At 58.3% G+C, this 24,930-nt stretch carries 21 protein-coding genes and 1 tRNA gene; 6 read left to right on the top strand and 16 right to left on the bottom strand.

All coding sequences use genetic code 11. The features are described 5' to 3' along the window. Positions 1-82 precede the first annotated feature (82 nt). Positions 83-1,354: a D-amino acid dehydrogenase gene (locus K8I84_RS05670; RefSeq protein WP_223793770.1), complete on the top strand. Its 1,272-nt coding sequence runs from the start codon at positions 83-85 to the stop codon at positions 1,352-1,354. Positions 1,355-1,366: 12 nt separating this feature from the next. Here K8I84_RS05670 and K8I84_RS05665 read toward each other — a convergent pair. Further along, positions 1,367-1,443: transfer RNA gene (locus tag K8I84_RS05665), tRNA-Arg, on the bottom strand. Between the two features lie 85 nt (positions 1,444-1,528). Here K8I84_RS05665 and K8I84_RS05660 point away from each other — a divergent pair. Then, positions 1,529-2,230, top strand: a complete 702-nt coding sequence (locus K8I84_RS05660) for a TIGR04283 family arsenosugar biosynthesis glycosyltransferase (RefSeq protein WP_223793769.1) — start codon at positions 1,529-1,531, stop codon at positions 2,228-2,230. Continuing rightward, a complete protein-coding gene (locus K8I84_RS05655) occupies positions 2,214-2,861 on the top strand; it encodes a TIGR04282 family arsenosugar biosynthesis glycosyltransferase (RefSeq protein WP_223793768.1) in 648 nt (215 codons plus the stop codon). Before K8I84_RS05660 ends, K8I84_RS05655 begins: the two co-directional genes overlap by 17 nt. Here K8I84_RS05655 and K8I84_RS05650 read toward each other — a convergent pair. Next, complete coding sequence (locus K8I84_RS05650; protein WP_223793767.1) at positions 2,833-5,700, bottom strand: insulinase family protein; 2,868 nt, start codon at positions 5,698-5,700, stop codon at positions 2,833-2,835. The two genes, K8I84_RS05655 and K8I84_RS05650, sit on opposite strands and share 29 nt — an antisense overlap. A 36-nt stretch (positions 5,701-5,736) precedes the next feature. Continuing rightward, positions 5,737-6,036, bottom strand: coding sequence for a hypothetical protein (locus K8I84_RS05645; protein WP_223793766.1), 300 nt, complete (start codon positions 6,034-6,036; stop codon positions 5,737-5,739). Positions 6,037-6,428: 392 nt separating this feature from the next. On the opposite strand from K8I84_RS05645, the gene K8I84_RS05640 reads away from it, so the two are divergent. Further along, entirely contained in the window at positions 6,429-8,414 is a 1,986-nt protein-coding gene (locus K8I84_RS05640) for an SDR family oxidoreductase (protein WP_223793765.1), read from the top strand. 66 nt (positions 8,415-8,480) lie between these two features. On the opposite strand, the gene rnt is transcribed toward K8I84_RS05640, so the two are convergent. The 3 genes from rnt to K8I84_RS05625 all read right to left on the bottom strand — a co-directional run bounded on the left by rnt (position 8,481) and on the right by K8I84_RS05625 (position 11,503). Next, entirely contained in the window at positions 8,481-9,134 is a 654-nt protein-coding gene (gene rnt / locus K8I84_RS05635; protein WP_223793764.1) for a ribonuclease T, read from the bottom strand. A gap of 53 nt (positions 9,135-9,187) precedes the next feature. Further along, on the bottom strand, positions 9,188-10,219 hold the full coding sequence (gene pyrC / locus K8I84_RS05630) for a dihydroorotase (protein WP_223793763.1): 1,032 nt from the start codon (positions 10,217-10,219) through the stop codon (positions 9,188-9,190). 357 nt (positions 10,220-10,576) lie between these two features. Beyond that, positions 10,577-11,503 (bottom strand): histone deacetylase family protein, encoded by a 927-nt coding sequence (locus tag K8I84_RS05625; RefSeq protein WP_223793762.1) that lies wholly within the window; start codon positions 11,501-11,503, stop codon positions 10,577-10,579. 195 nt (positions 11,504-11,698) lie between these two features. Here K8I84_RS05625 and K8I84_RS05620 point away from each other — a divergent pair, with 195 nt between their 5' ends. Beyond that, on the top strand, positions 11,699-14,443 hold the full coding sequence (locus K8I84_RS05620; RefSeq protein WP_223793761.1) for a bifunctional acetate--CoA ligase family protein/GNAT family N-acetyltransferase: 2,745 nt from the start codon (positions 11,699-11,701) through the stop codon (positions 14,441-14,443). 20 nt (positions 14,444-14,463) lie between these two features. Here K8I84_RS05620 and rdgC read toward each other — a convergent pair whose 3' ends face one another. From rdgC to K8I84_RS05580, 8 genes are all read right to left on the bottom strand, one after another. Continuing rightward, positions 14,464-15,390, bottom strand: a complete 927-nt coding sequence (gene rdgC, locus K8I84_RS05615; protein WP_223793760.1) for a recombination-associated protein RdgC — start codon at positions 15,388-15,390, stop codon at positions 14,464-14,466. A gap of 355 nt (positions 15,391-15,745) precedes the next feature. After that, complete coding sequence (locus K8I84_RS05610; protein ID WP_223793759.1) at positions 15,746-15,946, bottom strand: DUF2788 domain-containing protein; 201 nt, start codon at positions 15,944-15,946, stop codon at positions 15,746-15,748. Positions 15,947-15,980: 34 nt separating this feature from the next. Beyond that, positions 15,981-16,751, bottom strand: coding sequence for a peroxide stress protein YaaA (yaaA, locus tag K8I84_RS05605; protein ID WP_223793758.1), 771 nt, complete (start codon positions 16,749-16,751; stop codon positions 15,981-15,983). A gap of 13 nt (positions 16,752-16,764) precedes the next feature. Then, complete coding sequence (locus K8I84_RS05600; protein ID WP_223793757.1) at positions 16,765-16,998, bottom strand: glutaredoxin family protein; 234 nt, start codon at positions 16,996-16,998, stop codon at positions 16,765-16,767. Next, on the bottom strand, positions 16,998-17,747 hold the full coding sequence (locus tag K8I84_RS05595) for a YciK family oxidoreductase (RefSeq protein WP_223793756.1): 750 nt from the start codon (positions 17,745-17,747) through the stop codon (positions 16,998-17,000). Before K8I84_RS05595 ends, K8I84_RS05600 begins: the two co-directional genes overlap by 1 nt. Positions 17,748-17,803: 56 nt before the next feature. Then, positions 17,804-18,469, bottom strand: a complete 666-nt coding sequence (locus K8I84_RS05590) for an HAD family hydrolase (protein ID WP_223793755.1) — start codon at positions 18,467-18,469, stop codon at positions 17,804-17,806. Next, on the bottom strand, positions 18,459-19,175 hold the full coding sequence (gene ubiG, locus K8I84_RS05585; protein ID WP_223793754.1) for a bifunctional 2-polyprenyl-6-hydroxyphenol methylase/3-demethylubiquinol 3-O-methyltransferase UbiG: 717 nt from the start codon (positions 19,173-19,175) through the stop codon (positions 18,459-18,461). The genes K8I84_RS05590 and ubiG overlap by 11 nt, the downstream gene beginning before the upstream one ends. A gap of 35 nt (positions 19,176-19,210) precedes the next feature. Continuing rightward, the gene (locus K8I84_RS05580) at positions 19,211-20,551 is read right to left on the bottom strand and encodes a TRZ/ATZ family hydrolase (protein WP_223793753.1); all 1,341 of its coding nucleotides are present in this window, start codon (positions 20,549-20,551) and stop codon (positions 19,211-19,213) included. Between the two features lie 122 nt (positions 20,552-20,673). On the opposite strand from K8I84_RS05580, the gene mtnA reads away from it, so the two are divergent. After that, a complete protein-coding gene (mtnA, locus tag K8I84_RS05575) occupies positions 20,674-21,738 on the top strand; it encodes an S-methyl-5-thioribose-1-phosphate isomerase (protein WP_223793752.1) in 1,065 nt (354 codons plus the stop codon). Between the two features lie 46 nt (positions 21,739-21,784). Here the strand turns inward: mtnA and K8I84_RS05570 are convergent, their stop codons facing one another. Both K8I84_RS05570 and K8I84_RS05565 read right to left on the bottom strand, forming a co-directional pair. Continuing rightward, entirely contained in the window at positions 21,785-22,537 is a 753-nt protein-coding gene (locus K8I84_RS05570; RefSeq protein WP_223793751.1) for a helix-turn-helix domain-containing protein, read from the bottom strand. Between the two features lie 20 nt (positions 22,538-22,557). After that, positions 22,558-24,729, bottom strand: coding sequence for a carboxy terminal-processing peptidase (locus tag K8I84_RS05565; RefSeq protein WP_223793750.1), 2,172 nt, complete (start codon positions 24,727-24,729; stop codon positions 22,558-22,560). Positions 24,730-24,930: the final 201 nt, after the last annotated feature.

The following is a 24,930-nucleotide window of genomic DNA, read 5'->3' as shown; positions in this document are numbered from 1 at the left end:
TGAAGGCGTGCTTCATCGGATCTAAGGTTTCGGTTCGAGGAATCGGAGCGACAGCCAATTCACCAGTGTGGGAGTAAATGCGATGCACATAGCGGTCATTGGCGCAGGCGTTGTGGGGACCACGACGGCCCAAGCTCTGAGCCAGCGTGGTCACACAGTCACTGTCATTGAGCGCCTGGGCCAGGCGGGATTGGAAACCAGCCGGGCGAACGCCGGACAGCGAAGCTATGGTGCGGTGTATCCTTGGGCTTCACCGGCCATGATGCAGAAGGCGCTGCCCTGGCTGATGCAGCGGGATGGCCCGCTAAAAATGCGCCAACCGCCATCTCTGACAACACTGCGGTTTCTGTTTGCGACCTGGCGTTATGCTACGACCCCCGGCCTGTTCGACGAGAATAAAAAGGCGATGCTCAGGCTTGGGGTGTACAGTCGTGAGTGTTTTGAGGCCCTGGAGGATACTTTGGAACTCGAGTTCGATGGGGACCGCGCGGGCTTGATCGAACTGGCGAGCAATGAGGATAGCCTGACAGCCTTGAAGGCCAAGGCCGCTTTGCTGGATGAGATGGGCATAGGCTACCAACTGCTTGATGCAGAACAAACCTATGCATTAGAGCCCGGAATGGCTCGGAGTGGAGCGCTGAAAGGTGCTCTGCGTTTGACTGAGGACGGTACCGGCGATTGCCATCGATTCACCCAGAGCATTGCGAAAGTTTGCGAGGCCGAGGGGGTTCGCTTTCTTTACGGAACCGAAGTGACCGGCGTTGTTCGAGAGCGGGGCCGGCTGTGCGCGCTGAACCTGAACGACAAAGCCGGTGCGACCCCAGAGCCTTTGGCTGCGGACGCCTTTGTCCTCTGTGCGGGGACCGCTTCCAATGAACTGGCCGGGCATTTTGGCATACGCGTACCCAGCTATCCGGTCAAAGGCTATTCGCTCACCGCACCATTGACCGACCCCGAACGGGCCCCGCGCTCGACGGTTATCGATGACCAGTACAAGGTTGTTGCTACCCGTTTGGGCAACCGCATGAGAGTAACCGGTTTTGTTGAACTGGCAGGCTACAATCGACAGATTCCCGAGCGTCGGCTGGAGACCCTTCGTAAATCTATTGATTTGCGCTTCCCCGGCGCTGCCGACCTGAAAGCCGCCGAGCCCTGGACAGGTTTTCGCCCAATGACCCCGGATGGCCCTCCGATCATCGGTGTTGCCGGTGAGCCGAACGTGTTTATCAATACGGGACACGGTACGTTTGGCTGGACGCTCTCTGCCGCATCAGCGCAGCTCACTGCACAGTTGATTAATGGAGAAAAGACTGCCTTGCCTCTGGAGGCATTCAGCCCGCAACGATTTGGGTAATTGAAGGAGGGGTGGTACCCCCGACAGGACTCGAACCTGTTACCTTCCCCTTAGGAGGGGGACGCTCTATCCAGATGAGCTACGGGGGCATATTGCGAGGAACGGCGGTATGATAGCGGTCTGAGACTGATGGCTCAAGGTGTTACCCCGTCCCATGGATTTGCGGAGTGAGTTTTGTCCGATCCTCTATCTCTCAGCATTATTATCCCCGTCTGGCGGGAAGCCGCCGCGATCACTGAAACGCTAACCGCTCTTGGTTCTGTTCGCCGTGCCGGCCACGAAGTGATCGTGGTTGATGCCGGTAGTGACGACGGCACGGCCTCACTGGCGCGGCCTCTTTGCGATCGGGTTGTGCAGTCAGGCAAGGGACGGGCGGTACAGATGAATGCGGGCGCAGACGCGGCCCGTGGCAACGTTCTGTTGTTTCTGCACGCCGATACCCGTTTGCCGGACGATGCCATGACCCGGCTGGAGGCCTTTGCTGAGACTGGCAATGCCTGGGGTCGATTCGATGTGCGCTTGAGCGGCCAGAGACCTTTGTTTCGGATAATTGCCTGGCTTATGAACCAGCGGTCCCGGCTTACCGGTATTTGCACTGGCGATCAGGCGATGTTTGTTCGCCGGGATGTGTTCGAGGCACTGTACGGGTTCCGTGAACAGCCCTTGATGGAAGACATCGAACTGGCCAGGCGCCTGTGCCTGGTGTCGCGCCCGTTTTGTGTTGAGTCCCCTGTGGTGACTGACAGCCGGCGCTGGGAGAAGCACGGCCCCTGGCGTACTATTTTTCTGATGTGGCGGTTGCGCTGGCGCTATTGGCGTGGTGAGTCGCCGGAATCCCTGGCCAGAGAGTATCGTTCCGATGTCCGTACTGGTTGATCGTCATTCCACCGTCCTGATGCAATTCGCAAAGTGGCCCAAGCAGGGACGGGTTAAAACCCGGCTGATGCCGGCCCTGGGAGTGGCAGGAGCGCTGGATGCCCATATCCGTCTGACACTGGCCGTGCTGGATAACCTCTACACCACCGGCTACCCGGTGCAGTTCTGGTGGGATAGGGAACCCGATGAGGCCAGTGAAGAGGCTGACATCATCCTGCGTAACCTTGAAGCGACCAATCTGGCGCAGAAAACCCAGCAGGGCGCGAATCTGGGCGACCGGATGCTGAATGCGCTCGCATCCTCTCTGGAAGAGCACGGTCGGGCGATCATCGTAGGCAGCGATTGTCCGTCGGTTGATCCCCAGTACATCCGCGAAGCCGTTCAGCATCTTTCAGAGGCCGATGTGGTGCTCGGGCCTTCCGAAGACGGTGGCTATGTTCTGATCGGTGCGAGGCGTGTGTTGCCGGGCATGCTGGCGGGTGTGGAGTGGGGCACTGAGAGCGTGCTGGAGCAAACCTGTTCCCGTTTGAAAAAACTGGGGCTCCGCGTGCAGTTGCTGGAGCCCCGTTGGGATGTGGACGAACCGGAGGACTGGGAACGTTTTACGCGCCTGCCCCCGGTTGAGCTGTAACCGGAGGCAGGCTCATCAGTCGAACCAGTTCGCTGTCGGCATTTGCCTGCTCTTTCCCCGTCACGACACGAAGGCTGTGGTCGCGCTCCAGAACAGCGTGTCGGTAAGTTTCAAGCAGCTCCTCTCTGCTCACCTTCCGAACGGCATCGGCGAGTTGTTCCCTTGAATCGAACTGGTCGTTACTTCGATCAATTTCCTGCCAGTAACGGCTGGAGATATCTCCCAGCTGCCGGTCCCGCTCCAGGAGTTTGCTGATCACCGCCTGTTTCTCTCGAGTGAGGCTGGCGTCGTCCAGGCTGTTCAGCCGATCTTCGAATGCCGCCGAGAACTCCCGAATCGCCTCGTCGATTTGCTGATTGCTGGCTGTGGGCGACTGAACCACAAATCCCAGGGCCGGCGTTTCCAGCATTTCAAACGGTGTGGCGTAGACGATGTAGCCAAGCTGCTGCTGGGTACGGATCGTCTCGTAGAATGGGCTGCTGATAATTTGGGCCAGCAGCCGGAACCGGGCCCGCTCCTCATAACTGGTGTCCGAACCCTGCATGTACAGGGTATAGCCGGTATCCGGATGGTTCACTGAAATGGACACTTCGGTTTCGTTGGCAGGGAGTTGTCGAACCCGGCTGCGTTCAACCTCGGTAATGGCGTTGTCGTCGAGAATCAAAGCCCGGACTTGCGCCGCCAGGTTCAGGGCCGAGGACCGGGTCAGGTTGCCGTGGGCCAGCATGACCGGATCCACCTGGGAGAACAGGGCCTGAGAGAAGGAGTTCAGCTCATCGAGAGACACCTGCTGCGCAGCGATCAGTTTGTCCTCGGTACTCCACACGCCTTCAAGCAAAGCGGTCTGGATAAACTCTGAAGTTTGTTCCACGGGGCGATTTTTGGCCTTGTTTTCCAGGCTGTCCACCAGGTTTTGACGGGCGATCTCGAACCGCTGCTCGGTGAGTGTTGGATCAGATAGTTGGGTTAGTATCCGGAACAACAGGGAATGCAGTTTGTCGCTGTATCCGCCTACGCGCACGGTCACGCCTCGAAGGTGCGGATAAACGCTGTAGTCCAGTCCGGCCAGGCGTGCCGAATAGGCCCAGGCATTCAGGTTGGTGTTTACGGCGTCCACCAGCAACGTGGTCAGGACACTGCTGCGGGCAGAAGCTCTGGCCGCCGGAGTGCGGAGACTGAGGTAAACATTGGCCTTGGGCGTTCCGAAACGAGTGTCCCGGGCGTACCAGATGTCGAGGCCGTCCTGGCTGCCCAGAAGAACGGGCTCCGGCATGGTGTCGCCGGTAATCATGTCGAGGTTTTCAGCGATGAACGGATTGGCGGCTGGCATCCGCAGTTGTGACGCCAGCACTTCCGGCGCGTCCGCCGTCAGTTCCTCAGTGCTCAGTTCGGTCAGCTGCCACGGGGTGTTATACCACCGGGTTTCGCGGGGTGCTGCCAGTACCGGGTCCGGAGCGAGCACAAACACCATGACGTTGTCAGGGGTGAGTTCATCCAGAATGGCCTTGTACTGTTCAGGCGCATAACGCTCTATGAGCCACGGGGCGCTCAGTACATCCTCATAGGGATAATGGCGAAGCTGACTGGCCAGGGACATGGCTTCCTGCACGGGGTCTCGCTGCTCGCGGAAACGGAAATCCATACGCGCAACCTGCTGCATTTCCTGGAAATACTGCTCGGTGATGCCCGCGTCGCGAATCGTGTCGATGTAATCAAACACCAGCGGCAGAATGTCCTCGTGGTACTTCAGCCCCTTTGGCGTGAGCGCCATGTTGATCTCGAGCGTGGCGTTGCTGCCGGTGTCCATGCCGAGGCCCGCTGACAGGCTTTCCACCAGACCCGCGCGTTTGAGCACGTCAAACAGGCTGCCCGGGCCCTCGTGCCCGAGCAGGTTGGCCACGTAGCTGGCGGGCTTGGTGCGGTAATTGTCGTCTTGCGACGGAATGGGAAAGGACAGGTTCAGCGTGCGCACATCCTTAATGGCATCAGCGGTCACCTTGGCCGGCAACTGGCTTTCCGGGTAGAGAGGCGCCGGATGTTCCATGACCGTCAACTGGCGGTTTTCAATGGCGGAGAACCGGGGGTGAACCATCCGTTCCAGTTCGTCCAGGGGCTGGGGGCCGTATACCGCCAGGGTCATCACATTGGCTGAGTAGTGGTCTTTCCAGAACTGAATGAGATCGGGCCGGAGCGGGTTCTCTTCCGTGTTTTCGAGTGTGCTCAGGTTGCCCACGGCAAACTGGCTGAAGGCGTGCTCGGGATTGCTGGTCGCTTTCTTGACCGAGTAAAAACGCCGGCCGTCCTCCTTTAACTTGGAGGTGTACTCCGAATGCACGGCGTTACGTTCCCGGTCCACCAGGTCCGCCGTGAACAGGGGCGCGGAAAACTGCTGGGCGAACCGGTCCAGCGCCGGTTCCAGGAACCTGGCTTCCACGTCGAAGAAGTAGTTGGTGTCCTGAAACGCGGTGAAGGCATTGTGGCTGCCGCCGTGGCTCTTTATGAATTGCTGGTACTCACCGGCTTCCGGGTATTTTTCCGTTCCCAGGAACAGCATGTGCTCGAGGAAATGAGCCATGCCTTCGCGACCGCGCGTGTCATTGCCGCTGCCCACGGCGACGTTCATGGATGCCGCGGCTTTGTCGGCATCCGGGTCCGACACCAGAATGGCCTGGAGCCCGTTGTTCAGCTCCAGCAGTCGGTACTGATTGTTGTCGTTCGGGCTTTTCTTCAACTGCTCGGTGGCGATGGCCAGGCTGCTGACAATCAGCAGCGTGAGCAGGGTAAGGGTCTGGATAACGGTTCTGTGCATGGATACCTCTCGCCGGGTGCCGGTACTCATAGAGCCTCTTTTTATACGATGGTCCTGGGTTCCAGGTCAGTGCATCAGGGCGTTACGGGTGCTGTCCGGTTGCTGATCCAGGGTTTTGCGAGCCAGGTCTATTGCTTTGTCCTGACTGAGTTCCCCGGATGCAATGCGCTCCAGTACCGTGCCCATGATAGCCACGGACTGACGGTACTCTGCGAATTCCGCCTGAAACGCTGAATCGATGGCTTCGTAAACGGCCTGGATTTTTTGCTCGCGATTTCCGGCATTTTCTGCCGTGTCGTTAATGGCCTTCAGGCAGGCCCGGGCAATAGCGATGTAGCGTTCAGTATTTGGGGTATCTTTATTCATGAGTTGGTTTCCGTTTAAGGACGGTCATTGAATGAGGAATGGAGACGCCGCTGACGGCAATTAGTTCCTGATTATGTCATTGCTGCAGTCTTGTTTCATGGGTTTGTTCCACCGCGCTGTGGGCGGCTCCTGAGTAATGAAATTTGCCTTGTCAGCATTGGATTCTGTAGGCATTCTGAACAGGTCCTGACCCTGGGGTGATGTGTCGAATTAGAGTAAAAGCTCAATTAAAAACAAGGGGTTACAGAGCAAAAGCTCTAAAAAAGTTCGATACATCAGGGTCGCAATTACGTACAATGCTAACGTTTCGAAAAACATCATAAGTCCACGGGCTTCTGGTGAGCCAAAACACGGATAGAAAAAAACAGAGTAACAAGCAGGGTGACTAATCAATGAACTACTTCTTAACGGGTGGCACCGGATTCATCGGCCGATTCCTCGTCGAAAAACTCCTGGCACGTGGTGGTACGGTTCACGTACTGGTACGCGAACAGTCCCAGGAAAAACTGGAGCAGCTTCGCGAACGCTGGGGTGCGGATGAGTCGCAGGTCAAAGCGGTCATTGGTGATCTGACCAGCAAGAATCTCGGCATCGACGCTGCCACCATGAAGTCCCTCAAGGGCAACATTGATCATTTCTTCCACCTTGCTGCTGTTTACGACATGGGAGCTGATGAAGCGTCCCAACAGGCGGCCAACATTGAAGGCACCCGCGCTGCGGTTGAAGCCGCTGAATCCATGGGCGCCAAGTGCTTCCATCATGTTTCCTCGATTGCGGCGGCGGGCCTGTTCAAAGGCACATTCCGCGAGGACATGTTCGAAGAAGCCGAGAAGCTGAACCATCCGTACCTGCTGACCAAGCACGAATCCGAGAAAGTGGTTCGTCAGGAGTGCAAGGTTCCGTTCCGCATTTACCGTCCTGGTATGGTCATCGGTCACTCCAAGACCGGTGAGATGGACAAGGTTGACGGCCCTTACTACTTCTTCAAGATGATTCAGAAGATTCGTCGCGCGCTGCCCCAGTGGGTTCCCACCGTTGGTATCGAAGGCGGCCGCCTGAACATCGTGCCGGTGGATTTCGTGGTCAACGCCATGGATCACATTGCGCACCTGGATGGTGAAGATGGCAACTGCTTCCATCTGGTGGATTCGGACCCTTACAAAGTGGGCGAGATCCTCAACATCTTTTCCGACGCCGGTCACGCGCCGAAGATGGCCATGCGCATCGACTCCCGCATGTTCGGCTTCGTTCCGCCGTTTATTCGCCAGAGCCTGAAGAATCTTCCGCCGGTCAAGCGTCTGACCGGAGCGCTTCTGGACGACATGGGCATCCCGCCTTCGGTGATGTCCTTCATCAACTACCCGACCCGTTTCGATGCCCGTGAAACCGAGCGCGTCCTGAAGGGCACAGGCATTGAAGTGCCGCGCCTGCCGGAGTACGCCGCTGTCATCTGGGATTACTGGGAACGCAATCTGGATCCGGACCTGTTTAAGGACCGTACCCTGCGCGGAACCGTGGAAGGCCGGGTGTGCGTGGTGACCGGTGCCACCTCCGGTATCGGACTGGCGACGGCCGAAAAGCTGGCTGAAGCGGGTGCGATTCTGGTTATTGGTGCGCGGACCAAGGAAAAGCTCGACGAAGTGACGGCTCACCTCGAAGAGAAGGGCGGCAATGTTCACGCTTACCAGTGTGATTTCGCCGACATGGAGGACTGCGATCGCTTCGTGAAGACGGTTCTGGACAACCACGGCCAGGTGGATGTGCTGGTGAACAACGCCGGTCGCTCCATCCGTCGTTCCCTGGATCTGTCGTTCGATCGTTTCCACGACTTCGAACGCACCATGCAGCTGAACTACTTCGGTTCCGTTCGCCTGATCATGGGCTTCGCACCGAAAATGCTGGAGCAGCGTCGCGGTCACATCGTGAACATCTCCTCCATCGGTGTACTGACCAACGCGCCGCGTTTCTCCTCGTACGTGGCGTCCAAGTCAGCGCTGGATGCGTTCAGCCGCTGTGCCGCTGCTGAGTGGTCAGACCGCAACGTCACCTTCACCACCATCAACATGCCGCTGGTGAAGACGCCGATGATTGCGCCGACCAAGATCTACGATTCTGTTCCGACCCTGACGCCGGACGAAGCGGCCGACATGGTGGCCGAGGCCATCATTTACCGTCCGAAGCGTATCGCAACGCGTCTGGGTATCTTCGCTCAGGTGCTGCACGCACTGGCGCCGAAGATGGGCGAGATCGTGATGAACACCGGTTACCGGATGTTCCCGGATTCGGCGGCGGCAGCCGGCAGCAAGTCTGCCGAGAAGCCGAAGGTATCCACCGAGCAGGTTGCCTTTGCGGCGATCATGCGAGGCATCTACTGGTAATCCCGGTCGCCTGAGACCGAAAAAACCCCGCTTCGGCGGGGTTTTTTATTGGCCAGGAAAAGGTGCTTACTCTTCCAGATTCACCGGGGCAGGTGGAAAGCCGCCGAGGTCTTTCCAGCGATTGACGATACCGCAGAACAGCTCTGCCGTTCTCTCTGCGTCATAGGCAGCCGAATGAGCTTCCCGATTGCTGAACGGGATACCGGCCAGCTTGCACGCCTGTGCCAGCACCGTATGCCCATAGGCCAGACCCGCGAGGGTAGCCGTATCGAACGTGGAGAACGGGTGGAACGGGTTGCGCTTGATATCCGCTCGCATGGCTGCCGCAAACAGGAAATTGTGGTCGAAAGTGGCGTTGTGGCCTACGAGTACCGCACGCTTACAGTCGAATTCCTTCACTGCCTTGCGGATCGGGCGAAAGATTTCGCTCAGGCCTTCCCGCTCGGGCACCGCTTCCCGCTCCGGGTCCCACGGATCGATGCCGGTGAAGTCCAGTGCCGACTGCTCGAGGTTGGCGCCTTCAAACGGATCGATATGGTGTGTGTAGGTTTCGCTGGGGTGCAGGTAGCCGTCCTCGTCCATGGTCAGGAGAACAGCGGCAACCTCCAGCAGAGCGTCCCGTTCCGGGTTGAATCCTGCTGTCTCGACATCAACAACGACGGGCAGGAAGCCACGAAAGCGGCGGGACATGGGATGCGGTTCTTGGTTTTCGTCAGTCACTCAAACTCCGGTCATAGCCGTGTGATTCAAAATGGGTTTGGAATCTATGGTGCTTACGCCAGGCGCCAGTTAACGGTTTCACCGGCCTTCAGTGGCACGATGTGGCCACCGGCCAGTGGAAGCTGGTCGGGCATGGTCCAGGGTTCGCGCACCAGGGTGATGGTGTCGGTGTTTCTGGGCAGGCCGTAGAAGTCGGCACCGTTGAAGCTGGCAAAGGCCTCCAGCTTGTCCAGGATGCCCAGTTCCTCAAATATCTCGGCATAGAGGCCGATAGCGCCAAAGGCGGAGTAGCAGCCGGCACAGCCGCAGGCGGCTTCCTTGCGGTCCCTGGCATGGGGCGCGGAGTCGGTACCCAGGAAGAAACGCTTGTTGCCGCTGGCGACCGCATCTCGCAGGGCCTGCTGATGTTTATTGCGCTTGAGGATCGGCAGGCAGTACAGGTGCGGCCGGATGCCACCCACCAGCATGTGGTTCCGGTTGTACATCAGATGCTGGGGCGTCAGTGTGGCACCCAGGTTATCACCGTTGTATTGCTGTACGAAGGCGGCAGAATCGGCGGTGGTGATGTGTTCCAGCACCACTTTCAGGTTAGGGAAGGCTTCCAGGGTCGGGGCGAGAACCCGCTCCAGGAAGATCTTCTCCCGGTCGAAAATGTCAATGTCGGCATCGGTGACTTCCCCGTGAACCAGCAACAGCATGCCGCACTCGGCCATGGCCTCCAGTACCGGATAGATATTCCGGATATCCTTCACGCCGGAATCGGAATTGGTGGTGGCGCCCGCCGGATACAGCTTGGCTGCGATCACGCCTGCGGCTTTTGCTTCGCGGATGGTGTCCGGCGTCATGCTCTCGGTCAGATAGAGGGTCATCAGTGGCTCGAACGCCGAGTCACCGGCAGCGGCCAGGATGCGCTCGCGATAGGCGGTGGCCTGCTGAGCGGTTGTGACCGGCGGCACCAGGTTGGGCATGATGATTGCGCGCCCGAAACAGGCAGCGGTGGCCGGAACAACGTCGTTGAGGATGTCGCCGTCACGAACGTGCAGATGCCAGTCGTCCGGGCGGGTAAGGGTAATCTGATTGGTCATGAGAGTGTTCGCCAGTATCTCGGAGGGACATACCCTGAAAATTTGGCGGATTATATCAGATGGGGGCTGTGTTTGTTTTTGTATCCTGGCCCAAAGGGCGCCGGGAAGTAGCCGATGTTACCGGTGAACAGAGGAATTCCCCAAGGCAATCTGTAACCGTTATGACATTCAGTGTGTTCTAATCCGCATGTCGCTTTGCCGCTCCGGTCACCTTGTTCTGGGGGCATGGCCGGGGTCCGGGCGTTGTGCCGGCCTGCGGATAACTGGCGCACCAATATAAGGCTTCAGCGCGAAGGGGAGCGTCCCGGGTTCCGGCAGGCCACCGGCTATGGCGGTGGCTCAGCGGGCTGAACTCGTTCAGTGCACTGAGCTCAGAACCTCAAGGTGGCGGGCGACGCATTCGGCCAGGGCCTTAGGGTTGTAGCCACCTTCCAGAGTTGACACGATTCGGTCATTGGCGTGATCGCTGGCCACACTGGTGAGCAATTCTGTAAGCCAACCGTAATCCTCTGTTTCCAGATTCAGTTCCGCCAACGGGTCCAGCCGGTGGGCATCGAATCCTGCAGAGATCAGGACCAGCTGTGGCCTGAAGTCCTGAAGGGCTTTCAGCCAGCCCTCCTCAACCACCTTCCGGAAATCCTTACCCGAGGTGCCAGCTTCGACCGGCACATTAATGATATTGTCCGGTTGTTGATAAACGTGGGAGTTAGGGTAGAGCGGATGCTGGAAGCTCGAGCACATCAGTACACGCTCGTCGCCGCCGACAATGTCCGCTGTTCCGTTGCCCTGGTGTACGTCAAAATCGATGATCGCGACCCGTTCCAGCTGATGAAAGGTCAGCGCACGCATGGCGGCCAGTGCAACGTTGTTGTAAAAGCAAAAGCCCATGGCCCGGCTGCGCTCGGCATGGTGTCCCGGAGGTCGGGCACAGACGAACGCATTGGTGGCCTGGCCACTCATGACCATATCCACCGCCTGAATATTGGCGCCGGCAGCAAGGCGCGCGGCCATCAGGGACTCTGCCATGATGGCGGTGTCCGGATCGACAAACACCCGGCCGCGGGTCGGGACGATGAGCTCCAGTTGTTGCAGATATTTCTCGGGATGCACTAATAGTAATTGGTCACGGGTTATTTCTTCCGGCCGGACCCAGTCCAGTTCCTGTTGCAGCCTGGTATCTGCCAGAAAACTGAGAATAGCCTTGATGCGTTCCGGGGACTCCGGGTGTTCTGGCCCCATGTTGTGCTTCAAACAATCGTCGTGGAAAAAAAATGCCGTGGTCATACCTGATCAATACTCTGTAATTGCTATTGTTTTGGATCATGGTATCAGGGATGGCAAGGGGCTGCCCCGTTCTTTGGTTGTAGTCGGATGGTCATGCCCCGTTAATGTTTCTGGTCCGGGATCGGGCTAAACTCATAAGTATTAGTATTTCTTTGAATTTATTGCCAAATTTCTTGTCGCAGGGAGACCGCCAGCTTGAGCACCCGTTACCTGGAAAGCCTGTTCAATCCTGATTCGATTGCGGTTATTGGTGCCTCGGAGCGGGCCGACAGCCTCGGTGGTATGGTGTTGCGGAATCTGATGGGTGGGGAATACGCCGGGCGTTTGCTGGTGGTTAACCAGAACGATTACGACAACGTGCACGGTGTGCCCTGCGTCAAAAAAGTATCCCGGATGGATTTTTCTCCGGACCTCGCCATTATCTGTACGCCGCCCGAGACCGTCGCCAAGGCGATTCGCCGATTGGGAGAGGCGGGCGTTAGGACTGCCATCGTCATGACCGGTGGTATGTCCCGGACCCACAGCAAAACCGGCCAGCCTCTGATGTATGCCGTGCGCGAAGCGGCTCGGGAAACCGGGGTGCGGGTGCTTGGGCCTAACACCATTGGTGTCATGGTGCCCAAGCGAAATCTCAACGCTACCTATGCCCACATGGGCGTTATTCCCGGCCGGGTCGCCTTCATTGGTCAGTCCGGTACCATTGCCAGTTCGGTCATTGACTGGGCGTTTGCCCGGGGCGTCGGCTTTTCCTATTTCCTGACGCTGGGTGACGGGATGGATATCGATCACGACGATCTGATCGACTATCTCGCGCAGGACTCCCAGACCCGCGCGATTTTGTTGCATATCGAGAATATACCCAATCCCAGCCGGTTTATGTCTGCGGTTCGGGTGGCTTCCCGGACCAAGCCAGTGATTGCGGTGAAATCCGGACGGGTGCCGGAATCCGAGTGGGTGCCCCACGACCTGCCCGCCGGCGTGACGCGAAGCGATCCGATCTACGACGCCATGCTGCAGCGTGCCGGGGTGCTGCGGGTGGATGGCTTGGGGCAGATGTTCGATGCCCTGGAAACCCTGACCCGGATGCGTCCTCTGCGCCGGGAGGGGCTGGTTATCATGGCCAATGGAGTTGGGCCCGGGGTGCTGGCAGTGGACCGGTTGGACCATCTGGACGGAGAACTGGCCCAGTTATCGGAAAAATCAGTGGATGCGCTGGCGGAACTGCTGCCGCCCTACTGGACCCGAAGGAATCCGATTGACCTGAACTACGATGCCTCGCCCGAGCTTTACTCCAAAGTCATCCAGATATTGGGCAGGGATCCGGAGGTGGCCAACGTTCTGGTGATGTACGCCCCGAGCCTGACCGAGGATAACCTGCAAATCGCTGACGCGGTGGTTCATGCATCCAGGGGCACCCGGCTTAATGTGTTTACCTGCTGGCTGGGGCAAAGTACGGTGATGGATTCCCGGGAAGAGTTCTACCGGGCCGGAATACCTTCCTTCTTCAGTCCGGAAAAGGCCGTGACGGCCTTCATGCAGCACATCCGGCATCAGCGGGTGCAGCGCCTGCTAACCGAGACGCCGGAGTCCTTTACCGACCATTTTATCGATCGCAGCGTGACCCGGCGGGTGGTCAGGAAAGCCCTGAACGACGGTCGTTACCACCTGTCTAACCGGGAAGCCCGGGACCTGATCAGCGACTACGGCATCAGTACCGTCGATACCATCTACTGTGACGATGTGGATGAAGTACTGGCCGTTTTTGCGGTAGAGCGACGCCCCGTCGACGTTTCCATTATCCACGAGCAGGTGTGTCATCCATTCCTCAAGCTCAGCCCGACCCAGCGGCGCTACAAGGGTACGATCCAGAAGCTGAACAGTGAGCAGGCCATTATCGAGGCCTGTCGCTTCCTGATGGAGGATTACCAGCTGCATTTCCCGGACAGTGGATTCCTCGGATTTGCGGTTCAGTATTCCTACCAGCACGTGGGCGGCATCGAGTTCAGTGTGGGGATCACCCGGGATCCGGTGTTTGGGCCTCTGGTGGTTTGCGGCGCTGCCGGTGCTCAGATTAATGTGAAGACCGACCGGCAGATTGCCCTGCCGCCGCTTAACATGGTGCTGGCCCGGGAGCTGCTCCGCCGCACCTACATGTACAAACTGCTCAAGGAGCACAGCCTGAGGCCGGAGGAAGATATCCGGGCGGTGACGGAAACACTGGTCACCCTGTCCCAGATCGTGATTGATATCCCGGAGATCAAGGGGCTGGAGATTTCACCCCTGTTGTTCAATCATCAGGGCGCGGTCGCGGTCAACACCGCGGTTAACCTGTCCGATCAGGCGGGCAGACCCATTATTCAGCCCTACCCAAGGGAGCTGGAAGAGTGGATTGTGCTGCCCAAATCCGGCCGACGGGTCATTATCCGGCCTGTACTGGCGGAAGATGAGCCGGCGCACCGTGTGTTTCACGAGCTCCAGTCACCGGAATCCATCCGCTACCGGTTTTTCCAGTACCGCAAGCATTTCTCCCGGGAGGACGTCGCCCAGATGGTCCAGATCGATTACGACCGGGAAATGGTGTTCATCGCCAACGCGCCCCGGGAGGATGGGGAAGGGGAGGAAACCCTCGGTACGGTACGCACCTGGACCGACGCCGATAACCTGCGGTGCGAGTTTGCTGTGATGGTGCACGACAAGATGAAAGGCGAGGGTCTTGGTATCACGCTGATGCAAAAAATGATCGATTACTGCCGGGAGCGGGGAACGGTGGAAATGGTGGGCAATGTGCTACCGGACAACCGGCCCATGCTGAGCCTCGCGGAGCATCTGGGATTTGAGGTGAAATACAACCACGAAGAAGAGGTTATGGACCTGCGGCTGGTGCTGAACGAACCGGAAAAAGACTGGCAGCGGGAGCGGCTGGGCAAGGACACCTACTGACGGCGCCCTTGCCGGGGGCTTTATTCTTCGATGATGGCAGAGCGGTCCTCACCGCCCATGGCTTCCAGCAGCCCCGGAATCAGTCGGGCCAGTTCCAGAGTCATCAGCGTGAAGGCAGCGTCGAACTTGGCGACGGCATCGTCGGCGTCTACATCGTCCAGCTGGTCCTGAATGGTTTCACCGAATTTGATACGGCGAATGCCAAACTCCTCGTCCAGAACGAACGACACGTTTTCATCCCAGGTCAGAGCCAGACGGGTTACCTGCATGCCGGCATCCAGGTGGTTACGGATTTCGTCGGCTTTCAGATCCAGGCCCTTGCAACGCACCACGCCGCCGTCTTCGGACGGATCCTTGAGTTCGCACTCGCTACCCAGGGTAATGGCAGCAGGTAGGTCGATGGTTTCGTTCAGCCAGCCGGTAAAGGTAAAGGCCGGCGCCTGTTCCAGTGCCGGCGGACGGACAGGCAGTGAACCCAGGCTCTTGCGCAGCGTGGAAGCCAGGTCTTCCGCCTGTTTTGCCGAGCCAGCATCAACCACGAGCACGCCGTCTTTCGGCGCCAGGTAGGCATAACAGCGGCGATTCCTGGAAAAAGCCTGAGGCAGCATTTCCAGCATGACCTGTTCCTTGATCTCGTCCTTTTCCTTGCGACGCACTTTCCGGCTCTGTTCCAGTTCAATGGCTTCGGCCCGTTCTTCAACCGCTTCCTTGACGACCGGACCCGGCAGGATTTTCTCTTCCTTGCGCAGGGCAATCAGGTGATAACCGCCGGCACTGTGTACCAGCTGTTCGCCATGCTTGCCCAGTGGCGGTACCCAGCCCTGGCGGCTGGTTTCCTGAGGACCACAGGGTTTAAAGGCGTCGGCCTGAAGCTTGTCCTCTAACTCCTCGGCCGAGATGTCAAAGGGTTTGGTGAAACGGAAAACACGGGCGTTGCGAAACCACATCAGGCTGGATCCTTGAATCTTCAATGGGCTGAAACGGGAAAGGGGAAGGATGATACGGCCACCGGCTGGCAGCCGTAAAGTAGGAGGGAGCCTCTGTACAACTCCGAATCGCCTCTGCTTGCTCTGAAGGCGGTAGCTGCAAGGCGCGGATCGCAGCCAATGGCCGTAGTCCTTGGCAAGGGCCGCAACACCGCAGGTGCCGCCTTCAGAGTAAGCCGTTCGGGGCTTTCAGAGCAGTTCACACTCTACGTTGTGATTTCTTGAAAGGTCCTGACATTCCTGCAAAATCACGCCTTGATTGTGAAGTGCTCTGAATGCCAGAGGTGATGCGGAGTTGTACAGAGGCTCCCTAGCGTCACAAATCCATGATTTCGACCAGAACGGTCTTCACGATAAAACCGACGACACCAGCGCCGAGTACGATGAACAGAGTAATGGTACCGAACCGGCCGGCCTTGGATTTTTTCGCCAGATCCCACACGATAAATCCCATCCAGGTGATGAGCCCGGTGAGAAGTACCAGCATGGCGATTTGGGAGAATACTGCTTCGTTCATAGATTACGGTCTCTGTCTTTAAGCGTCGGAAATTCTATTGTTCATCCCGAAGGAATACCCAGTTGTTGGTATCTGACTGTTCGTGGCTGAAATAATAGCCTTCAAGGTTAAAACCCTTGAGATCGTCCGCCTGGGTGATCTGGTTCTGGATGGCGTACCGGCACATCAGGCCCCGGGCCTTCTTGGCGTAGAAGCTGATCATCTTGTACTGGCCGTTCTTCCAGTCTTTGAACTGTGGGGTAATCAGCCGACCGTTCAGTTTCTTCTTCTGAATGCTTTTGAAGTACTCGTTGGAGGCCAGGTTGACGAGTACGTCATCGTCCTCGGCCAGCAGCCGGTTGATTTCGTCGGTCAGCTTGCTGCCCCAGAAGGCATAGAGATCCTTGCCCCGGTTGTTTTCAAACTTGGTGCCCATTTCCAGACGGTAGGGCTGCATCAGGTCCAGAGGCTTAAGGAGTCCATACAGGCCGGACAACATCCTCAGGTGCTTCTGGGCGAAGTCGAAGTCTTTCTCGCTGAAACTGGCGGCATCCAGACCGGTGTAGACGTCACCCTTGAAGGCCAGAACGGCCTGGCGGGCGTTGTCCGGGGTGAACGGTGTGTGCCAGCTCTGGAAGCGCTCGGCATTCAGCTGGCCGAGCTTTTCACTGATGCTCATCAGATTACTGATCTGGTGCGGCTCCAACTCCTTGAGCTGATCAATCAGTTCACAGGCATCGTCCAGAAAGTCCGGTTGGGTGTGGCGCTCTGTGGCCAGCGGGCTTTCGTAGTCGAGCGTCTTGGCGGGGGATATAACCATCAACATGGCGGGGCTATCCTCATTCAAGAAACGTGATTAAGTCGTCTTTGGTGAACGGCCAGTCCAGTTCCGCGCCGGTATCGTTGCGTCGCAACACCGGAATGCGCGTGCCGTACTTTTCCACCAGTGATTCTGACTGCGCGATATCCACAACATCCACCGGAACGGGCTTCGGCATGGGCGTGTGGATCAGCAGGTTCTCTGCCACCTCACACAGGTGGCAGTTGGATGTGGTGTAAAACAGCAGTTCCATTACTTGGGTTGCGCGTCGAGCTGCTGACCGTTCACGCCCTTGCTGTCTTTGCCCATCAGGTACAGGTATATGGGCATGAGCTCTTCCGGCGCAGGATTCTGTTGCGGATTTTCGGCCGGGTAGGCATGGGCGCGCATGTTGGTACGGGTGGCACCGGGGTTCAGGCTGTTCACGCGCACATTGTGGCGCTCGTCATCCAATTCGTCGGCCAGTACCTGTGTGAGGCCTTCCACCGCGAACTTGGATACCGCGTAGGCTCCCCAGTACGCCCGTCCCTTGCGGCCTACACCTGACGAGGTGAAGATCACTGAGGCATCGGTAGACTGGCGCAGCAACGGGATCATGGCGCGGCTGAGCAGGAACGGCGCGGTCGCGTTCACGTGCATGACCTGATTCCAGGTCTCCGGGTCGTACAGCTCGATCGGGCTGCGATCGCCCAGAATGGCGGCGTTGTGCAGGATGCCGTCCAGCCGGCCAAAGTTTTCTTCGATGGTCATGGCCAGTTCTTCGTATTCCTTGACCGCGGCACCGTCAAAGTTCATGGGCACGATGGCAGGTTGCGGGTAGCCGGCGGCTTCAATTTCGTCGTACACAGCCTCCAGCTTGGACACCGTGCGCCCCATCAGAATCACCGTGGCCCCGTGTGCCGCATAAGCGATGGCGGCAGCCCGGCCAATGCCACTGCCGGCGCCCGTCACCATAACGATGCGGTCCTGCAGTAGGTCGGCGGGTGCTTGGTAATCTTGCATAACCTGTCTCCGTGTCAGGCGGTTGCGTATCGGCAACCCTAAATCTTTTGCGGTCGTTATTGTAACAGCTTTGCCAGGTCGCTGACGGTGTCGGCAATCCGGTCCGCGCCCCACAGATCCACTGTTTCCGGTTTCTCAATGTAACCATAGCGCACCGCAATGGTTTGCATGCCGGCATTACGCCCAGACTCTATATCCCGTACATGGTCGCCAACGTAGATGGCATTTTCCGGGGTAGCTCCGATTTGCTCGCAGGCAAGGAACAGTGGTTCAGGATGGGGTTTGCGCTGGCTGACATGATCCGGGCAGATGAGCGTGGCACAGCGCGGGCCCAGACCGAGGGCCTCCACGAGCGGCGCGGCAAAGCGAACCGGTTTATTGGTCACAATGCCCCATGGGATGTCGCGGGCTTCCAGTGAGCGTAGTATCTCATCCATGCCGCTGAACAGGGTGGTCTCTTCGGCGACGCCCAGTTCGTAGAGGTCCAGAAAGGCGGTGTGCTTGTCCAGATAATCCGGATGCTCGGGTTCCAGACCAAAACCCACACGAATCATGGCTCTTGCACCGTTGGAGACCGACCGGCGAATGTGCTCAGCGGGCAGGGCGGCGAGGCCGTGCTGCTGCCTGAGCAGGTTCAGGCAGCGAATAAAGTCCGGGGCGGTGTCGATCAGGGTGCCATCCAGGTCAAACAGGACGGCTGACGGAGTTTGCTCAGGCTTCACGGGTGTCCTTCGCGTGCATCAAGTAATTAACATCCACATCCCGACCCAGCTTGTAAATTTTGGTGATCGGGTTGTACGTCATGCCCGTGAGCTCCAGCACCTCAAGATTCGCGTGGCGCAGGTAATCCGACATCTCCGATGGGCGGATAAACTTCTTCCACTCGTGGGTGCCCTTGGGCAGCAGATTGAGCACGTACTCGGCACCCACGATCGCGAACAGGAACGACTTCGGATTGCGGTTGATGGTGGACACAAACATATGGCCGCCGGGCTTCAGCATAGCGGAGCAGGCCTTGATGACGGATGATGGATCGGGCACGTGTTCCAGCATTTCAAGACAGGTCACCACATCGTACTGGCCTGCGTGTTCAGGATCCTGCGCCAGTTCTTCAACGGTCGTCTGGCGGTAATCCACCTCCACGCCGCTTTCCAGTCCATGGAGCCTGGCGACCGAAAGCGGGGCTTCGCCCATATCGATTCCGGTCACGTGAGCACCGCGCTGGGCCATGCCCTCTGACAGAAGGCCGCCGCCGCAGCCCACGTCCAGGACACGCTTGCCGGCCAGGGACACACGCTCGTCGATGTAGTTCAGCCGCAGGGGGTTGATGTCGTGCAGTGGCCGGAACTCGCTGGTCGGATCCCACCAGCGACTCGCCAGAGCCTCAAACTTGGCAATTTCGTTACTGTCGACATTCTGGTTGTTCATGGTTCGCATTACCTGCTGAAGGGGTATTGAGTCGTTTACGAATTCTGTTGGTTGCGGATGCGCTCGCGCCAGTCATCCACCCGAAGCATAAGGTCTGCCACATCAATTCGGGTTAAGCGACCGTCCTGTACCTGAGGTACGCCGTGAATCCAGCTGTGGCTTACTGCGCGGCCATGATTGCTGTACACCAGGTGAGATGCCGGATCGTATACCGGCTGGATGAATGGATCGCTCAGATCAACGGCGATGATGTCCGCCAGTTTTCCGGCTTTCAGGGAGCCCAGTTCCTGTTCCCGACCAAGGGCCTTGGCGCTGTTCAGCGTGGCCATGGCCAGCGCGTCATGGGCGGACAGAGCGGCGGCATCGCCGGCCACGACTTTGGCCAGCATCGCGGCAGTCTGCAGTTCGCCAAATAAATCCAGGTCGTTGTTACTGGCGGCGCCATCGGTACCGATGGCGACATTGATACCGGCGTCGATCAGTTTCTGCACAGGGCAGAGGCCGCTGGCCAGCTTAAGATTGGACTCCGGGCAGTGGACAATGTGTGCACCGGTGGAGGCGATGGTTTCAATATCGGCATCGTCCATTTGAGTCATGTGCACGCACTGGGTGTTGGGGCCCAGCAGGCCCAGATCGTTCATGCGAGCGACCGGGCGCTGGCCCAGTTTTTCCGTGGCTTCTGCGACCTCAAAGGCGGTTTCGTGCAAATGGATCTGGATAGGGGTGGCGGTTCGATTGCTCAGGTCGATGGCCTTTTTCATCGGAGCATCGGATACGGTGTACGGCGCGTGCGGGCCAACAGCTGGAAAAATGAACTCGTTTTCCCGCCATGCATTGATGAACGCTTCCCCTTTACTCAGGTATTCGTCCGGACCATTGCCCCAGGCGGTGGGGAAATCCAGCAGTGGAAAGGCAATCTGGGCGCGCATACCTGCGTCAAAGGCCGTCTGGGCAGCGATTTCCGGGAAGAAATACATGTCTGAAAAGGTGGTGGTCCCGGTGCGTAACATCTCTGCCATGGCGAGCTGGGTCCCATCGGCAATGAACTGTTCGCACACGAATGCGCCCTCGGCCGGCCAGATGTGTTCATTAAGCCAGGTCATCAGGGGCAAGTCATCCGCCATTCCCCGGAACAGGGACATGGCCGCGTGGCCGTGGACATTGATCAGGCCGGGCATGACCACGTGACTGGGCAGGTCCACCGTTTCCCGGGTGCGGTAGTCGGCATCCGCCTGCTCCTGGGAAACCACGGCAGTGATCCTGCTGCCTGTGATGATGACCGCCTGATGGTCCAGCACAACGCCTCTGGGTTCGATGGGGATCAGCCACCGGGCATTGATGCGGATATCGGCTGCGGTGATGGTGTCTGCGGTCATATACCTGCCTTGGTTACCGGGGCCTCAGTTACCCGTGTGAAATGGGCCAGTCGTGAAAATGTAGCTGGCTAGTATAAACGTTATACTGCGGCTTTTCAGCGTTTCACAAACGGAGTGCGCGAATGGATAAAACCCGTCAGTCCAATCCTTTACGAAGCATTGGAACGGTTGCGATGCGTTGGCATGGCGACAGCCTTGACCTGCTGGATCAGCGGTTGTTGCCAGCCGAAGAGCATTGGATCACAGCGGAAGGCGCTGGCGGAGTTGCGCAGTGTATTCGCGACATGGTGGTAAGGGGGGCTCCAGCGATTGGCATCAGCGCAGCCTACGGGGCCGCACTGGCGGCCCGCCACGCCGCCGATGACAACTGGCGGGAAGAAGTCTCCCGGGCAATTGAGGAACTGGCGGCCTCCAGGCCCACGGCGGTTAACCTGTTCTGGGCGCTGCAGCGCGTCACGGCGGTGTTCGAGCAATGCGCCACACTGAAGGAGGCGGCGACTCGACTGGCGGACGAGGCCAAGGCCATTCACCAGGAAGACCTGGCGGCCAATCTGGCCATGGCCGATCATGCCCTGAGAGCCATGGGCGCTGACCAACCTGTTTCGGTGCTTACTCACTGCAATACGGGGGCGCTGGCCACGGGGGGGTATGGCACTGCCCTGGGGGTCATCCGGCGTCTGCACGAGGTCGAATTATTAGACAGAGTGTATGCCGATGAAACGCGCCCCTGGCTGCAGGGAAGTCGCCTGACAGCATGGGAACTGGCGCAGGACGGCATTCCGGTCACGTTGAACGCTGACGGTGCGGCAGCGGCTATTCTGGCTCAGGGTCACGTTCGCTGGGTGATCGTCGGCGCTGACCGAATCACCGCCAATGGTGATGTGGCCAACAAGATTGGCACCTACAGTCTGGCCGTCTTGGCGAGACACCATGGTGTGGGTTTCATGGTGGTTGCCCCTTCGAGCACCGTCGATATGGCGCTGGTATCCGGTCAGGACATTCCCATTGAGGAACGGGACGATGCTGAAGTAAAGTCGATCCGGGGTATTCCTTTGGCACCGGAGGGCGTCGACGTCTACAACCCCGTGTTTGATGTTACGCCGGCCAGTCTTATCGATATGATTGTCACCGAAAAAGGTGTCGTGCGAAAACCGGATCGCGCTGGCATGGATGCGCTGTTCGGCTGAACATGTGTAGCTCTTATGGTGCTCAGGGCTGAGGGGAGATAGCCTCTCAGTCTTTGGCGGGTTCATCTTCCGTCTTCGATTTTTCCTCATAGGTGGTCTTCAGCTCTGCCACCTCACGTTCCTGTTCTTCAATAAAGTGCAGGGACATTTCAAAGCTCTGCCGGGTAAATTCCAGCACCTTCTTGAACCCCTCGTCCGACAGGTTTCTGGCGTCGTCATGGCGGCGAAAGATATTGATGAATTCACGCTCCCGCTCGAACTGCAGCGGAAGGCGGCCCACGCCCCAGTCATTGAGCATTTGCCAGACTTCCGGGTTGTAATTGCGGGTGGTCCGGAGAATGAACGGGATGGGATCGTTTCGGGCGATCAGGGCGGCGAGCCGGAGGATCAGTTCGAAAGACAGGGTAGCCGTACCGTTTTCCACGGCTTCCAGGACCGATTTGTCCTTCAGGTTCAGGGCTTCGCTCATCTCGCTCAGGGTGAGCCCGGCGACTTCCCGGATGTCCCTGAGTGACTGGCCTGCAGTGAGCATGGCCCGAAGCTGGTCCTGGGAATTGATCAGCGCCCGGCCCACCCGCACGGAGGTATCGGTGGCCCGCAATCCGAGGCGAACCGCGGAGCCGGTCAGGCCGACCAGTCGGTCCACAAGGCCCTCGGAACTTTTGCTGTCGGCCACTTCCGGATTCTGAAGTTCCTCGATTTCCTGCATGGAGCGCATGGCGTGAAGCGCATCCAGCAGAGTATCTCGCAACACTCGCTCCGTCGTTGGGGGTATTTCATCCTTGGGTCGTTGCGGCATGCTCCTGCAGTTATCCTCGCTTATTGAGCCGGCGCCTGGACGGCAAAGTGCCTGGGGGTGGAAATCGAGACCATGCGACGGTCCAGTTCAACCATGTCCGCCACAATGTGGCCACCTTCGCGGATGACAAAGTCCAGCTCCTCATCGACCGCATCCTGCTGGGCGGCTTGCTGGTCCTGCCAGTCTTCCAGAGCTTCGAGGGTCTCAAAAGGCTCTTCGCCACGAAGTTCACGGCGGGCATTGGCAATGCTCAGTCGGGTGCGCTCGATCTGTTCGTGCTGGGCCTTGCGGGTCTCAAAGTTGAGGCTCACGGAGTCCAGTTCCCGCTGTTCGTTCAGGAACTCGATTTCTTCCTGCAGCAAGTTGAACTCCGGGCTGGTGGAGAACCGTGTTTCGTGGCGCTGGCGCAGCTCATCGATGATGCCGCTGAAATCGAAATAGCGAGTGTGGGGTACGGCTTCAATCTGGTCCCAGGGCAGAGCACGTTCCAACGCGTCCTCGCCAATCCGGTTCTTGTCGATCCGGGACGGAATTTCGATATCCGGAATCACCCCTTTGTGCTGGGTAGAGCCACCAGACACACGGTAGAACTTGGACTGGGTGATTTTCAGCTGGCCGTGATTCAGGGGACGAACCGCCTGTACCGTGCCCTTGCCGAAGGTCTGGGAACCAACCACCAGACCACGTCCGTAGTCCTGGATGGCGCCGGCAAAAATCTCGGAAGCCGAGGCACTCATCCGGTTGGTGAGCACCACCAGTGGGCCATCGTAGGACACTGACGGGTCCTCATCATCCAGAGTCTGGACTTCGTTATTGGCGTGCCGGATCTGCACGGTCGGGCCTTTGTCAATGAACAGACCCACAAGGTCGTTGGCTTCGTGCAGGGCACCACCACCGTTGTTGCGCAGATCTATCACCAGGCCATCCATGCCGTCTTCACGCAGTTCGCGGATCAATCGGCGAACATCCCGGGTGGTGCTCTTGTAGTTCGGATCGCCGGCCTGCATCGCCTGGAAATCGGCGTAGAAGGTGGGAATGTTGATTACGCCAATGCTGTAATCGTCACCGTCCCGTTCAAGCTCGATGAGGTCCTTGCTGGCGCTCTGTTCTTCCAGTTTCACTTCATCCCGCTTGATGGCAATGGTCTTGGTGATGGTTTCATCACTTGCGTTGGCCGGAATCACCTCCAGGGTTACCACAGAGTTGCGGGGGCCGCGGATCAGATCCACGACTTCGTCCAGTCGCCAGCCAATCACGTTTACAGGTTTTTCGTCTTCCTGGGCGACGGAAACAATTCGGTCCGCCGGCCGCAACTGACCCTGCTTGGCCGCCGGACCACCGGGCACAAGACGCACAATTTTGGTGTATTCGTTATCCGCCTGAAGGACCGCTCCAATCCCTTCCAGCGACAGGCTCATGTTGATGTTGAAGTTCTCGGACGTCCGGGGCGAGAAGTACGAGGTGTGGGGATCCCAGATGCTGGTGAAGGCATTCATGTAGGCCTGGAAGGCATCTTCACTCCGAGCCTGGTACGCGCGCTTGAGCTGACCTTCGTAACGACGCACCAGGCTTTCCTTGATGGCATCGTCCTCTTTTCCGTTCAGTCGTTGGGCCAGAACGGCGTTTTTGATGCGCTTGGTCCAAAGCTCATCCAGTGCGGCGGTGTCCGCCTCCCACTCGGCTTCCGATCGATCGACCAGAATGGTTTCGTCCGCTGCAAAGTCCAGGGAATCGAGGCCATCATCCAGCACGGACAATGCGAACTGGAGCCGCTCGATGACCCGTTGCTGAACCAGGTTGTAAATATCGAAGCCCGGCTGAAGCTGACCGGTTTTCAGGGCAGAGCCGAGCTGGCTCTTGGTGCCGGTAAACCGGTCTACGTCCTGGCGGGTCAGGTAGATACGCTGGCCATCGAGATAGTCGAGGTAGGCGTCAAAGACCTGTTCGGAAAGCTGGTCATTGATGCCCATGTCCCGGAAGTGGGTGAACTGGAGCTGGCGGGCAATCAGAATGTTCGCTCGGGCCTGATCGATGGTGGGAGCGACAGGTTCGTAGATCTGCTTGTCATCAATCTTTGCAGACAGGCCAAGAGGCATGCCCACCAACAAAGCCAGGCTGATGGCTTTGCAGAGCCCGGTTCGGCTGCCCGAAGCAGCGGAGCGACGAGCGACAGTTCTTTCCGCGTAGGTCATAAATTCTTACCTGACTTTACTGGTGCGGCGCCTGGAAGAGGGGCCGGCTTACCCGTTAGCGAATAGGCTCATTGTAGGCAAGCGCTAACAGCGTTGCCATACCAGTGATTGGCAGGTTCGTGACAATCTGTCCATGAAAGTGTCAGGTTAGTAAGGCGGGGGCTTTGCGGGGCGTAGGGGCGATAAGTGCGGGGAACCGGA

Origin of the sequence: Marinobacter sp. F4216 (assembly GCF_019931195.1) — a bacterium.
Taxonomy (GTDB): domain Bacteria; phylum Pseudomonadota; class Gammaproteobacteria; order Pseudomonadales; family Oleiphilaceae; genus Marinobacter; species Marinobacter suaedae.
The sequence above is the reverse complement of the archived record's forward strand: the minus strand, read 5'-3'. Positions and strand labels throughout refer to the sequence as shown.

Bases quoted from the DNA above. Each gene is read 5' to 3' on its own strand.
- K8I84_RS05640 (WP_223793765.1), top strand. From the start codon at position 6,429: ATGAACTACTTCTTAACGGGTGGCACCGGATTCATCGGCCGATTCCTC.
- rdgC (WP_223793760.1), bottom strand. From the start codon at position 15,390: ATGTGGTTTCGCAACGCCCGTGTTTTCCGTTTCACCAAACCCTTTGAC.
- yaaA (WP_223793758.1), bottom strand. From the start codon at position 16,751: ATGTTGATGGTTATATCCCCCGCCAAGACGCTCGACTACGAAAGCCCG.
- K8I84_RS05580 (WP_223793753.1), bottom strand. From the start codon at position 20,551: ATGACCGCAGACACCATCACCGCAGCCGATATCCGCATCAATGCCCGG.
- K8I84_RS05645 (WP_223793766.1), bottom strand. From the start codon at position 6,036: ATGAATAAAGATACCCCAAATACTGAACGCTACATCGCTATTGCCCGG.
- ubiG (WP_223793754.1), bottom strand. From the start codon at position 19,175: ATGAACAACCAGAATGTCGACAGTAACGAAATTGCCAAGTTTGAGGCT.
- K8I84_RS05565 (WP_223793750.1), bottom strand. From the start codon at position 24,729: ATGACCTACGCGGAAAGAACTGTCGCTCGTCGCTCCGCTGCTTCGGGC.
- K8I84_RS05650 (WP_223793767.1), bottom strand. From the start codon at position 5,700: ATGAGTACCGGCACCCGGCGAGAGGTATCCATGCACAGAACCGTTATC.
- K8I84_RS05595 (WP_223793756.1), bottom strand. From the start codon at position 17,747: ATGCAAGATTACCAAGCACCCGCCGACCTACTGCAGGACCGCATCGTT.
- pyrC (WP_223793763.1), bottom strand. From the start codon at position 10,219: ATGACCAATCAGATTACCCTTACCCGCCCGGACGACTGGCATCTGCAC.
- K8I84_RS05655 (WP_223793768.1), top strand. From the start codon at position 2,214: ATGTCCGTACTGGTTGATCGTCATTCCACCGTCCTGATGCAATTCGCA.
- K8I84_RS05670 (WP_223793770.1), top strand. From the start codon at position 83: ATGCACATAGCGGTCATTGGCGCAGGCGTTGTGGGGACCACGACGGCC.
- K8I84_RS05625 (WP_223793762.1), bottom strand. From the start codon at position 11,503: ATGACCACGGCATTTTTTTTCCACGACGATTGTTTGAAGCACAACATG.
- K8I84_RS05570 (WP_223793751.1), bottom strand. From the start codon at position 22,537: ATGCCGCAACGACCCAAGGATGAAATACCCCCAACGACGGAGCGAGTG.
- K8I84_RS05600 (WP_223793757.1), bottom strand. From the start codon at position 16,998: ATGGAACTGCTGTTTTACACCACATCCAACTGCCACCTGTGTGAGGTG.
- K8I84_RS05610 (WP_223793759.1), bottom strand. From the start codon at position 15,946: ATGAACGAAGCAGTATTCTCCCAAATCGCCATGCTGGTACTTCTCACC.
- mtnA (WP_223793752.1), top strand. From the start codon at position 20,674: ATGGATAAAACCCGTCAGTCCAATCCTTTACGAAGCATTGGAACGGTT.